At 41.8% G+C, this 13224-nt stretch carries 9 protein-coding genes; 6 read left to right on the top strand and 3 right to left on the bottom strand.

Going from position 1 to position 13224, the window contains the following annotated elements; genetic code table 11:
* The 4 genes from ACRWQL_RS19005 (at window position 1) to ACRWQL_RS19020 (ending at window position 4913) form a co-directional block, all read left to right on the top strand.
* Window positions 1-2325: a methyl-accepting chemotaxis protein gene (locus tag ACRWQL_RS19005; RefSeq protein ID WP_434937935.1), complete on the top strand. Its 2325-nt coding sequence runs from the start codon at window positions 1-3 to the stop codon at window positions 2323-2325.
* A gap of 83 nt (window positions 2326-2408) precedes the next feature.
* Complete coding sequence (locus ACRWQL_RS19010) at window positions 2409-3245, top strand: CheR family methyltransferase (protein WP_434951620.1); 837 nt, start codon at window positions 2409-2411, stop codon at window positions 3243-3245.
* A 2-nt stretch (window positions 3246-3247) separates the two neighbouring features.
* Entirely contained in the window at window positions 3248-3868 is a 621-nt protein-coding gene (gene cheD / locus ACRWQL_RS19015; protein ID WP_434937933.1) for a chemoreceptor glutamine deamidase CheD, read from the top strand.
* Window positions 3861-4913, top strand: coding sequence for a protein-glutamate methylesterase/protein-glutamine glutaminase (locus ACRWQL_RS19020; protein WP_434937931.1), 1053 nt, complete (start codon window positions 3861-3863; stop codon window positions 4911-4913). The genes cheD and ACRWQL_RS19020 overlap by 8 nt, the downstream gene beginning before the upstream one ends.
* A gap of 393 nt (window positions 4914-5306) precedes the next feature.
* On the opposite strand, the gene ACRWQL_RS19025 is transcribed toward ACRWQL_RS19020, so the two are convergent.
* The 3 genes from ACRWQL_RS19025 to ACRWQL_RS19035 all read right to left on the bottom strand — a co-directional run bounded on the left by ACRWQL_RS19025 (window position 5307) and on the right by ACRWQL_RS19035 (window position 9647).
* Window positions 5307-7316 carry a putative bifunctional diguanylate cyclase/phosphodiesterase gene (locus ACRWQL_RS19025; RefSeq protein ID WP_434951622.1) on the bottom strand — a complete coding sequence of 670 codons (2010 nt, stop codon included), beginning with the start codon at window positions 7314-7316 and terminating at the stop codon, window positions 5307-5309.
* A 66-nt stretch (window positions 7317-7382) separates the two neighbouring features.
* On the bottom strand, window positions 7383-8129 hold the full coding sequence (locus tag ACRWQL_RS19030; RefSeq protein ID WP_434951624.1) for a hypothetical protein: 747 nt from the start codon (window positions 8127-8129) through the stop codon (window positions 7383-7385).
* A gap of 141 nt (window positions 8130-8270) precedes the next feature.
* Entirely contained in the window at window positions 8271-9647 is a 1377-nt protein-coding gene (locus ACRWQL_RS19035; RefSeq protein ID WP_434951625.1) for a lyase family protein, read from the bottom strand.
* A 569-nt stretch (window positions 9648-10216) separates the two neighbouring features.
* Between ACRWQL_RS19035 and aguA the strand changes: the two genes are divergently transcribed.
* Together aguA and ACRWQL_RS19045 are read left to right on the top strand one after the other, a co-directional pair.
* A complete protein-coding gene (gene aguA, locus ACRWQL_RS19040; RefSeq protein ID WP_434951627.1) occupies window positions 10217-11323 on the top strand; it encodes an agmatine deiminase in 1107 nt (368 codons plus the stop codon).
* Between the two features lie 114 nt (window positions 11324-11437).
* Window positions 11438-13144, top strand: coding sequence for an amidase (locus ACRWQL_RS19045; RefSeq protein ID WP_434951629.1), 1707 nt, complete (start codon window positions 11438-11440; stop codon window positions 13142-13144).
* The last annotated feature ends 80 nt before the right edge of the window (window positions 13145-13224 follow it).

Genomic DNA, 13224 nt, shown 5'->3' on the forward strand with positions numbered 1-13224 from the left:
ATGGGTATCAGATCTTGGTTTGAAAATAATGGACAGCAACAACAATCGTTAACCCGCGCTAGTTTGGCTTTAGACAATAGCAGCACTTGTTTTATGATTGCAGACCCCGAACGAGTTATCGTTTATGCGAATAGAGCAGTAGTTAATTTATTGACCGCAGCACAGGATGACATTCGTAAAGAGTTACCCCAATTTTCAGTATCTTCTCTGATTGGGAGTAATATTGATATTTTTCACAAACAACCTCAACACCAAAAAAATATTGTTTCTCAGCTGTCCCAAACTCATACGGCTTCAATCAATGTCGGTGTGCGTTGTTTCAAACTGGTGCTTAATCCACTTCGTGATGAGAAGGGGGTATCACTTGGTACATCAGTAGAGTGGCACGATATTACAGAGCAGAAAAAGCATGAATTACTTTCATTAAGAGTAACCTCAGCATTAGAAGCTACATCTTCAAATGTAATGGTTGCTGATAATGACCTCAACGTCATATATATGAATCAAGCTGTTGAACGGATGCTTAGGGAAGCTGAAAGCGATCTTAGAAAAGCCCTTCCGCATTTTTCTGTTAGTTCCGTCATTGGCAGTAATATTGATATTTTTCACAAAGAACCATCGCATCAACGCAGATTGCTTGCAGCGTTAGACAAAACTTATGTAGGAAATATTGTTGTTGCTGGTCGAAGCTTTCGGTTAATTGCCAATCCAATTTTTGATACAAAGCGTAATCGATTAGGCACAGTAGTGGAGTGGATTGACCGCACGAAAGAGGTCGCTTCCGAGCATGAATTAAGCCGAATTTTAGGTGCATTAGAAACCACTACAACGAATGTAATGATTGCCGATATTGATCGTAATATCACCTATATGAATAAATCAGTTGAAAACATGCTTCGCATTGCTGAGTCTGATTTAAGAAAAGAGCTTCCTCACTTTTCTGTTGAAAAGGTTGTTGGCAGTAATATAGATATTTTCCATAAGAACCCTGCTCATCAAATGCACCTTCTTGCCAATTTAACTAAAACATATACCGCAAATATTGTTGTTGGAAGCCGTCATTTTCGCTTGGTTGCTAACCCTATTTTTGCCAATGATGGCACAAGATTAGGCTCAGTTGTAGAGTGGTTAGATCGTACTCAAGAGGTGTTTGTTGAGTCTGAAGTGAATACTGCTGTACAAGCAGCAGCAGAGGGTGATTTTACCAGTTTAATTTCGACCGAAGGAAAAAATGGATTTTTCTTGAAATTATCTGAGGGATTAAATTCGCTACTTAGGGTCACTGAAAGTGGCTTAAATGACATTAATCGAGTGCTTAAATCCATTTCTGAAGGAGACTTAACTGAGCGTGTAACCGCTGATTACCAAGGTTCGTTTGAATTACTTAAAAATGGCTGTAATCAAACTTCCCAGAATCTAGCGCAGATGTTAGGTAAAATTCGTACCGCCGCAGATACTATTAAAACCGCTTCAAGTGAGATATCACAAGGTAATACTGATTTATCCAGTCGTACTGAGCAGCAAGCATCCAGCCTCGAAGAAACTGCATCGAGCATGGAGGAGCTTACAGGAACCGTGCGTCAAAATGCTGATAATGCAAGACAAGCCAATACGCTTTCAGCTAAAGCTTCTGAAGTTGCTATTAACGGAGGAAATTTAATTGATCAAGTTGTCGTTACAATGGCATCTATTAACGAGTCATCACAAAAAATCGCTGACATTATCGGTGTAATTGATGGGATCGCTTTCCAAACTAATATTCTAGCATTGAATGCTGCAGTAGAAGCTGCGCGAGCTGGGGAGCAAGGTCGAGGGTTTGCTGTCGTTGCATCTGAAGTAAGAACATTAGCGCAGCGATCAGCAAACGCAGCTAAAGACATTAAGGCATTGATTTCTGACTCTGTCGGTAAGATTAATAACGGCAATGAGTTAGTTGGAAAGTCTGGTGATACGATGAAAGAAATCGTGACATCGATTAAACGTGTTAACGACATCATGGCAGAAATTGCCGCGGCTTCTAGTGAGCAAGCGACCGGTCTTGATGAAGTAGGTAAAGCCGTGAGTCAAATGGATGAAATGACACAGCAAAATGCTGCTTTGGTTGAAGAAGCTGCCGCAGCAGCTGAGAGTTTGCTATCTCAAGCGGCACAATTGGCGACTAATGTTAGCCAATTTAAACTCGACGATGATTATCAACATGTGCAAGCCGCTTTGCAACATTCGGCACCCAAAACACAAATGATTTCTCACGCTAAGAGCACATTACCGAAAAGAAATGCCATCAAACCATCGCAACCCAAAGATGACGAATGGGAGAGTTTTTAGTCTTATAAGTATTAAATAATAAAATGATTGAAGCCCTCACCCATCAGGTGAGGGTCATAATATATTTATACTAGGATATTATAATGACAAGCTCTGAAGGCTGGGATAATAGAGAGTTCAGTTTTGCAAAAGCTGATTTTGATTCAGTGAGAACTTTGTTATATCAATTAACAGGAATTCGCTTAGCAGATAGTAAAGACTCAATGGTTTATAGCCGTTTAGCCCGCAGGGTTAGGTCGTTAAAACTGCAAGGTTTTTCGGAATATCTGCACCATCTTAATACTCATCCTAGTGAAGAAGAACATTTCATTAATGCGCTAACGACAAACTTGACTTCGTTTTTTCGTGAACCACATCATTTTGACATTCTTAAAAAGTACTTGATAGCACATCCTAAAACACGAACGATTTGGTGTGCCGCCAGTAGTACAGGGGAGGAGCCCTATTCTATAGCAATGGTGGTTGCTGAAACGTTTGCTATGTTTGATGTACCAATTAAAATTATTGCTTCCGATGTAGATAGTCAGGTACTGCAAAAAGCTAAAGCAGGCATCTATTCAATCGACAGAATAAATTCTTTATCGGAGGAGCGTAAAAAACAATTTTTTTTTAAAGGAAAAGGAGCATTTGCTGGTATGGTTAAAGTCGTACCAGAGTTACAGAAAATGGTTGAATTTAGACAGATTAATTTACTTAAATCTGAATGGTCATTAAGGGAGCCAATTGACATTATTTTTTGTCGCAATGTAATGATTTATTTTGACCGTTCGACTCAGTTAAAGGTATTAGAAAGGATGGTTAAATTATTACCTGCTGATGGCCTTTATGTAGCAGGACATTCTGAAACCTTTAATAATGCTACTCATCTGGTTAGATCTGCTGGCAACACAACTTATTACCCAAATCACTCTGTGAGGTAAGCTTGTTAAACTTTGATGTTAATAATTCGAACCTTGCTCCTAATCGATATTATGACCGGTATTTTAATTCTGAAGCTGTAAAAATTTCTCCCGGAGAGTATTTTGCTACAACACAAAATACCCTTATTGTGACAGTTTTAGGATCCTGTGTATCAGTGTGTTTACGAGATCCTGTCCTAGGAATTGCCGGTATGAATCACTTCTTACTACCACAGGATAACTACCCACAAGGTGGTGGGACTTCAGAGTCTGCTCGCTACGGAGTTTATGCGATGGAAATACTGATTAACCATTTACTCAAGCTCGGCGCAAGTAAAAATCGGCTTGAGGCTAAGGTGTTTGGTGGCGGTAATGTGCTACAAGGGTTTATGACTGTTAATATTGGTGAACGTAACGCTGAATTTGTACAAGATTATTTAAGAATGGAAAATATTCCAATCATAGCTTCTGACCTTCTTGATGTTTACCCCCGTAAAGTTTATTTTTTCCCAGATACGGGACGGGTACTGGTTAGAAAAATTAAAACTATGCATAACACTACAATTTTAGACCGTGAAAGTGAGTACAAGTTTAAGTTACGTTCACAAGCTATGAGTGGTGATGTGGAGCTATTTGATGACTAGACAAATAAAAGTATTAGTAGTTGATGATTCAGCTCTTATTCGGAGCTTATTGAGTGAGATTATTCGAGCTGAGCCAGATTTTACATTAGTTGGCGCCGCTCCAGATGCTTTTGTAGCAAAAGATATGGTCATCACCTTTAGTCCTGATGTGATTACATTAGATGTCGAAATGCCTAAGGTTGATGGGTTAACTTTTCTAGACCGTTTAATGAAAGCCAGACCAACTCCTGTGTTGATGGTTTCTAGTTTAACAGAGCAGGGTGCTGAGGTGACTCTTAAAGCTTTAGAAATTGGCGCCGTGGATTTTTTTCCCAAACCTAAATTGGATATTGCTAATAGCATGGAAGCCTATCGTAGCGAAATTGTTGCCAAGATACGCTCTGTTGCCAAGGCAAAGGTTCAGCCTAAAGCTATCAAAAAAAATACAGCAAATACTGCATTTAAATTTAAAACAAGTGAGAAAATTATTGCTATTGGCGCCTCAACAGGAGGAACTGTGGCACTTAAATCATTACTTGCTGAAATGCCTATCGACAGTCCAGCCATTGTTATTACCCAACATATGCCTCCAGGGTTTACTAAAACCTTTGCCGAAAATCTGGACAAGGTTAGTGCGATACATGTTAAAGAAGCTCAGGATGGTGAAAGATTGATCCCTGGCTGTGCTTATTTAGCGCCAGGCGATCAGCATTTACTTGTGGTTCGCAGTGGTGCTGATTATCGGATTAAACTGTCTGATAGTGAGCGAGTGAGCGGTCACCGCCCTTCAGTTGATGCGATGTTTCAATCTTTAGCGCAAACAGCTGGTAGCAATGTCTTAGGTGTTATTTTAACTGGCATGGGTAAAGATGGTGCAGCCGGAATGTTGGAACTGCTTAACTCTGATGGTATTACTATCGCACAGGATGAAGCAAGCTCAGTTATATTTGGAATGCCTAAAGCCGCAATTGACTTAGGAGCCGCGCAGATGATTTTAAGTTTGCAGGATATCCCATCTCAAATAGTGCAAATAATTAACCGACTAGGAAAAGAATATAGGATTTGATTATCTTCATTACTCATTCTTGTTAATTTTTTATGCCATTAAAATGCGATAATGAGGTCAAGCTCAGATAATTTAACAAGCCTTTGTTCAAGAATGTCTATGCTCTTGTCCTCGTTAGTGCTTCCGACACTTGTTTCATTACCTTTGCACAAAACACCCTCAATATCACAATTTTTTTCAGCATATTGAACATAGCCAGACCAGAAAAAATACCGTTAGCTTAGAAGATACGGCTTACTATCACTGCTGTTCGCGGTTGGTACGTAAGGCTTTTCTTTGTTGTCTTGATACATCAACAGGTAATATTTTGAACATCGACGCGAATGGGTAGTAGATGCTCGTATTATTGAGCTGGCGACCATCTTTGATATTTATTATGAGACTGGCAGATATTTAATTGAGGTTAACTAAGAATTTTTCTTCGAGCTCTTTGCTTGAAATAGGTTTACTGATTAAATAGCCTTGCAAATAATCGCAACCCTCTTGAATTAGCCAATCTTTTTGTTCTTGGGTTTCGACCCCTTCAGCGATTGTTTTTAAACCTAGAGCTTTAGCCATTGCAACAATCATTTCTAAAACGGCAGTGGATGGTTGCTCTCCTGAGACAAAAGAACGATCGATTTTGAGTATATCGACAGGTAATCGAGATAGGTAAGAAAGCGAACAGTAACCTGTGCCAAAGTCATCAATTGAAATATTTATCCCATGCTGGCGTAATTTTTTTAAGGCAATAAAACTTTTATCGAGAGCTTTCATCAATACAGTTTCGGTAATTTCCAGTTCAAGCAGTTTAGGGTTAACATCATGTTTTTTAATCACTGATAACACATGTTCTACGTAATTATCTTCTTGCATTTGTCGAGCAGAAACGTTGATAGCAACGGATATTCCACCATATTCTTTCTCCCAGCGTTTGATTTGCTGACAAGCTGTTTCTAATACCCAGTCTCCAATAGCGATAATTGATCCATTTTCCTCAGCAATTTTAATAAAGCCTTCTACTGAAATATTTTCAGGATTATTATTCCAGCGTATTAACGCTTCGCAGCCTACTAACTTGCCCGTTTCAGAGTTTATTTTTGGCTGATAATTCAAATGAAATTCTTCACGCTCAACCGCGTAATTCAGTGCGGCCTCGATATTTAATCTTGCTTCGACTTTATCGCTCATTTCTTTCGCGTAGAAGTGCCAATGTTTACCGCTCGCTTTTGCTTTATACATGGCCAAGTCAGCGCAGCGCATTAGTTGATTTGTATCTGCTCCATTTTCGGGGTAAATAGAAATCCCAATGCTACCAGAAGTACGAATTTCCCGGTCAGCCAAAAAATAGGGCAGCGTTAATGTCTCATCAATTCGCTGAACCACATACATTAATTCGCTTAGCTCATTATTTCCTTCAATCACTACCAGAAACTCATCTCCGCCTAAACGCCCGACGGCATCGTTGCTTCTAAGTGTTTTTAATAATCTGTGTGCCACTTCAATAAGAAGCGTGTCGCCGACATCATGACCTAAAGAATCGTTGATAGTTTTAAACCGGTCCATATCAATAAATAAAACCGCCACTTTAGAATTGTTTCGTTTGGCGGTGATAATCGCTTGTGATAATCGGTCTGCTATAAGTGTTCGGTTGAGTATATTTGTCAGTGGGTCTCTCGTTGCTAGGTTTCTGAGTTGTTCTTGAGCACTAATGAGACCTTTTAACATTTGCTGGATGTGATTTACTAGCTGCCCCATTTCATTTGTAGCATGAATAGTTAAGCTCTCCAGTGTTCTTGGATCTGGATTTTCAGGATCAATTTTTGATATGGACCTAGTTACTCGCCGCAAAGGCGAAGTCAATAGCCAAGAAGATAACCATAATAAAACCAAAGCAATAGTTACGGCCTGCAACAGTCCTGTAATGATTACGCTGCCGGCAAAGGTCAAAAACTGTTGCGCTAGAGGGGTGGGATTTAATTTTATTGATAACACGCCAACTTGGCGCATTTCATTATTCAGTTCAATATAGAGTTTTCTTTCACCGAGAATTTCGTCGCCGATAAAGTTAGACGTTACCCATGCAATTAAATACTTTTTTTCCTGAACGGGTTTTCTGTCGGCAGCAATAATATTCCCAGTTTCACCAGTAAGTACCGCATCTTGAACCATGCCCAGTGCCGTCATACTCGCGACAATTTGTTCGGCAAGAACAGGATCTAAAGTCCAAGCTGCATTGGTCGCGCCACCTTCAGCAGCGGTAAGGATCTCTTGAGCCAAACTAAAGGCTTCATCTCTTTGGTCTGACAGATGCAAGCTAAGCGAGTATCCACTGACTAACAGAGCAATGAGAATACTTAGCACTAAAGCGATTATGGCTTGTGTTAGCGCTAACGATTTTCTTAAATAATCTATGATGCTCATCAGTATCTATGCCCTAAAAGATCATATAGCTTAAGAAAAATAAACAACGAATGTGGATTTTTTAACCTAGCTGCCAAAATATAAAATATCCTTATATTTATTGTTCTCTTTAATCAGCTTTAAGTTAGTCACGCAAGCATCTCTTGCTGCTTCTGATTTAAATAGAAAACCATTGGGACTCTTTCCAAATAGCGGGGCTCTATCCACCGCAACGGTCTCGTCAAATTCGTTGTCATTTATCAATTCTTGCCGATAAAATTGATAGATTTGCCCATCCATTTGAATAAAGTCGACCCTTTTACTTAATAACATTCTTAACTGAGTTTTTTGATTATGAGTTTCACTATATTTTCTATTCTGCGTTGCCATTGCAGCGTACTCACCGCCAATATGTGCAATTGCTCCCTGCCATGAAATTAATGAGTATTCAGCAAGATCAGCTATTTTGTTGACCTTAAGAGCCCTTTCTGAAAGAGAAAAAAGAAAGTTTTCATAGGCGTAGATATCGCCAGTGTAATAGCCTTTAAGTCCTCTTTCAGCAATGGTTTTTTCATTGATATCTGTCACCACACTAACCTGATTTGTCAGATACTCTGCAATTCGTCTTGCGTAAGGCAGTGTTTTTGGCTTGAGTTGATAACCAGAAGGTTCTAGGCAATCTTGCAACAAGTTGACCAGTATTCCAGTGGGACCTTCTTCAATTACCCACGGAGGTAAGGACTCCCCAAAAGAGGCAACAATTTCTTTAGATTGACTAAATACAGGGTTGGAGAACATCAGTGAAAAAACGAGGGACAAGGATAATTTGACCATATTTGCTCTCAAATAGGATAAGTATTAAGACTCTGTTCAGAGTTTAGCTCACTATATACGATATGCAATTGCATAACTTGAAGTGACCTTTATGTCTACTACACATTATTTACGCTTATCGCTGTTTGTCTGTTATGGCTGCTAATGATAAGGCTTTGCCAGATTCAATGGGTCGAGTATTCCTTTAAGTTTATCTTTGTCCAAATCGGTTTCTTCAAGTGCAATTACTAATACTGATTTATGTTCATTATCAGCACGTTTAGCAATTTTTGCGGCCATATCGTAACCCACCACTGAATTAAGTGCGGTAGCCAGAATGGGGTTTTTCTCCAATGCCCGGGTCAAATGATCTGCATTGGGCTTAAATTCGGCAAACACTTTATCGGTCATGGCCTGGCAGGCATGGGTTAATAAATCAATACTGGACAGCAGTTTGTCTGCAATCAGTGGCAGCATCACATTTAACTGAAAATTACCCGATTGCGCCGCGATGGTGATGGTTGTTTCATTGCCGATAACCTCAGCAGCAATCATGGCTACGGCTTCTGGGATAACGGGGTTAACCTTACCGGGCATTATCGATGAGCCGGGTTGCAGCGCCGTTAAACTAATTTCTTGTAATCCTGCCACAGGGCCAGAGTTCATCCAGCGTAAATCATTGGCGATTTTCAATAAGGTAACCGCTAACCCTTTGAGCGCCGAAGCCATGCCTAAGGTATGATCTTGGCTACTCATATACAATGCAGGCATTACCGCCGCTTGCCAGGGGATTTGATCTTGCTGTTGCAAATAATCACATGCAAGTTTGGCAAAATTGGGGTCACAATTAACGCCAGTACCCACCGCAGTGCCGCCCAATGGTAAATGATGCAGACTTAGCTCAATGTGCTGAATTCTAGCTTGAGCACTGTTTAGCTGTTGTTGCCAACATTGCAGTTCTTGCCCAAGCGTAATCGGCATGGCGTCCATTAAATGGGTGCGACCGGTTTTTACTGTATTGGAATACTCATCGGCCAAAGTTGCTAATTTGTCACTTAAGCCCTTAATCGATGGGTACAACAAGCCCTTTAATTGCCTAACCGTACTGATATGAATGCAGGCGGGCACGACATCGTTACTGCTTTGACCCATATTGATATGATCATTAGGGTGAACTTTTGCCTGCAAAATGTTGCTAGCTAGGCTGGCAATGACTTCATTAACATTCATATTAGAACTGGTGCCAGAGCCTGTTTGGAACAAATCAATTGGAAAGTGCTGCGAAAAATCAAGCTTCTTACTGGCGATAATCGCTTGTTGAATTGCTTTGGCCATAGCGTTATCTAACAAGCCGAGTTGGCTATTAGCCTGTGCTGCAGCTGATTTTATGTCGAGTAGGGCGATTATCGCTGGCGTCGGAAAGCGCCGCTTCGAAAACTGAAAGTTATCTCGTGCGCGTTGAGTTTGTGCCTGATAATAAACATCATCTGGCACCTGAACGTTCCCCATACTGTCATGCTCTATACGCATCTTACTCATAAGGTTTTCGACTCGATTTTTGATTGGGTTAAGGTAGTGTATTCACTAAGCTTAGCAGGAAGTGCCCGTAAATGTTTATGGGGAGACCAGCGATGAATCATGCTATGCAATTATTGAAACAGCTTGAAAATAATAGAAAATATTTTTGGTTTTATAGCTTTGATTGATTTGGCGTCAATTGTATTAGTCTCGACTTGAGCTATGCGGGTATCTTGCGACTATTAATCAAGGTATAGGCCTGTTAATTGCAGCAACCGACTTGAATGTATAATCATTAATCAGTGTTAATATTGATGCATGCAGACATGTTAAAAAATTCATAAATTTACTTTACTAGAAGACATACAACCCTTTAGCGCAAGCAGCCTTAAATGATATGATATGGCAATATGTTTTAACAAAGCTAAAGCTCACCGAGTGAAGATGCGGCTATTTCGGCCCAACTATCCGCCTGATGAGTGCCGTAAATCGATTTTTATTAGAATGATGCTAGGTGTATTTCTTTCCTGTCGTCCTATAGTTAGGGCGCTTACCCTTATCGTTTTTCAGCATTACTGGAGACAAGACTCATGACAAACGTGAATACCACGCAGTTAACAACTAAGCCATCTGAAGATGGTTTTCATATGCCCGCCGAATGGGCGAGGCAGCAAGCTGTGTGGATGCTTTGGCCATACCGTCCTGACAACTGGCGCTCTGCTGGTGCATATGCTCAGGCAACGTTTGCCAAGGTGGCTGATGCCATCGGTGGTGTTACACCCGTTTATATGGGCGTGCCCAAGGCATTTTTAACGCAAGCTAAGACGGTTATGCCTGCTCACGTTACCTTGGTTGAAATCGATAGCGATGATTGCTGGGCACGCGATACTGGCCCTACTGTCGTGGTAAATGCCAAGGGCGAATGTCGTGGTATCGATTGGGGCTTTAATGCCTGGGGCGGTCATAACGGCGGTTTGTACTCTCCATGGGATAAAGACGAGCAAGTTGCATTACAAATGAACGCGCAACATGGTTTTGAGGGGTATCGCGCGCCACTTATTCTTGAAGGCGGTTCAATTCATGTCGATGGTGAAGGCACCTGCATGACCAGTGCTGAATGTTTACTTAACAGCAACCGCAACCCAGATTTGACCCGTGAACAGATAGAAGCATTACTGTCTGAGTACTTAAATGTGCAGCAGTTTATCTGGTTGGAAGATGGCGTTTACATGGATGAGACCGATGGACATATTGATAATATGTGCTGTTTTGCTCGTCCTGGTGAAGTGATTTTGCATTGGACTGATGATCAAAATGATCCGCAGTATCCTCGCTCAAAAGCGGCCTTAGATGTGTTACAAAATGCTGTTGATGCACAAGGTCGTAAGTTAAAAATCCATTTAATGCCACAACCGGGCCCTTTGTATTGCACTGAAGAAGAAGCGCAAGGTGTAGAAGTGGGCACTGGTGTACCACGCACGGCGGGTGAGCGTTTAGCGGGTTCTTACGTGAACTTTCTTATTACTAATCAGCGTATTGTGTTCCCACTACTTGATCCTGCAACTGACGATATTGCAGCTCAAAAATTACAGGACATTTTCCCTGAATATGAAATTGTTGGTGTGCCTGCACGGGAGATCTTATTAGGTGGGGGTAATATTCATTGTATTACCCAACAGATCCCCTCTGGTCAGTAAATAAAAACCAAGACCAATAGAAGACAGTGAATATTCAGTCACTGTCTTTGATGATATTTATCTTTTAGAGCAATTGATCTTTAACACAATTGCCTTTCAAGAAGAGGTTGTAACATGTTCGAAGTCACTGAGATTTCTATTGCTGAGCTGCGTGCAGCGCTTGAATCAGGTCGTACTACATCGGTTGAACTGGTTAAGTCATATTTAGCGCGAGTTGATGCTTATGACGGCCCAGCAACAGAGACTAAATTAAATGCATTAGTGGTGCGCAATCAAGATGCGATAAAAGAAGCGCAGGCTTCTGATGCTCGAAGGGCTCGTGGTGAAACACTTAGCCCACTCGATGGTATTCCTTATACCACCAAGGACAGCTACCTTGTTAAGGGGTTAACAGCAGCTTCGGGCAGCCCAGCGTTTAAAGATTTAGTGGCTCAATATGATGCCTTTGCCGTGGAGCGTCTGCGCGAAGCAGGTGCTATATGCATAGGCAAAACCAACATGCCGCCTATGGCCAATGGTGGTATGCAGCGCGGTCACTATGGTCGTGCAGAAAGTCCCTATAACGCGAACTACCTTACTGCTCCTTTTGCTTCTGGTTCGTCTAATGGTGCCGGCACTGGCACCGCGGCAAGCTATTCAGCTTTTGGTTTAGCTGAAGAAACATGGTCAAGCGGTCGAGGACCTGCATCTAACAACGGCTTGTGTGCTTATACTCCATCACGCGGTGTCATCTCTGTGCGTGGTAATTGGCCATTGACACCGACTATGGATGTGGTCGTACCTTACACCCGCACTATGCCAGACATGCTCGAAGTACTTGATGTCATCGTGGCTGATGACCCAATCACCCGTGGTGACTTATGGCGTTTGCAACCTTGGGTTCAAATCCCCAAAGCATCAAGCGTGCGACCACAATCTTATTTGGATCTTGCTGCACAAGCCGACACGCTTAAAGGCAAGCGTTTTGGGGTGCCGCGCATGTACATCAATAAAGATGAATTGGCTGGCACCAGCGAAAATCCAGGTATTGGTGGACCAACCGGTCAGCGTATCAATACCCGCGCGACAGTTATCGACTTATGGGAAGCGGCGCGCAAAGCACTTGAGTCTGCTGGAGCAGAAGTCATTGAAGTTGATTTTCCGCTGGTGTCCAACTGCGAAGGTGACCGACCTGGTGCGCCGACCGTGTTCAATCGCGGCATAGTCACCGCGGAGTTTTTGGAAGATGAGCTATGGGAATTATCAGGTTGGGCATTAGATGAATTCTTGCGTGCTAATAATGATCCTAAATTAAATAAGCTTTCTGACGTTAACGGCCATTTAATTTTCCCACATGACTTAGGCACCTTGCCAAATCGTGAGGGCGATTTAGCCGCAGGCATGGATGAATACGTCAACATGGCTAAAAGAGGGCTTAAGTCGTATAACCAAATAGACAGTGTTCCCGATGGACTGCGCGGCTTAGAGAAAACGCGCAAGCTGGATCTAGAAGACTGGATGGACGAGCTAAAACTTGATGCTGTGCTGTTTCCAACTGTGGCTAATGTGGGTCCTGCTGATGCACACCTTAATCCTGCGTCTGCCGACATAGCTTGGAGCAACGGTATTTGGGTTGCCAACGGTAATCTGGCTATTCGTCACTTAGGTGTACCAACGGTAACTGTGCCTATGGGCGTAATGGCCGACATTGGTATGCCAGTAGGTTTAACTTTTGCAGGTCGTGCCTATGACGACAATAACCTGCTTAAGTTTGCTAGTGCATTTGAATCAACGGGCAACAAGCGCGTTATTCCTTCACGCACACCAGCGCTTGGCCAATAATCACTAGGCACTGAACTAAAGCAACAGTATTAAGCTTAAGCATTACAATTGAATAATGGGATTGGTTTTACACACCAATC

The sequence above is a fragment of the Shewanella sp. HL-SH4 genome (genome assembly GCF_051164845.1).
Lineage (GTDB): Bacteria > Pseudomonadota > Gammaproteobacteria > Enterobacterales > Shewanellaceae > Shewanella > Shewanella glacialimarina.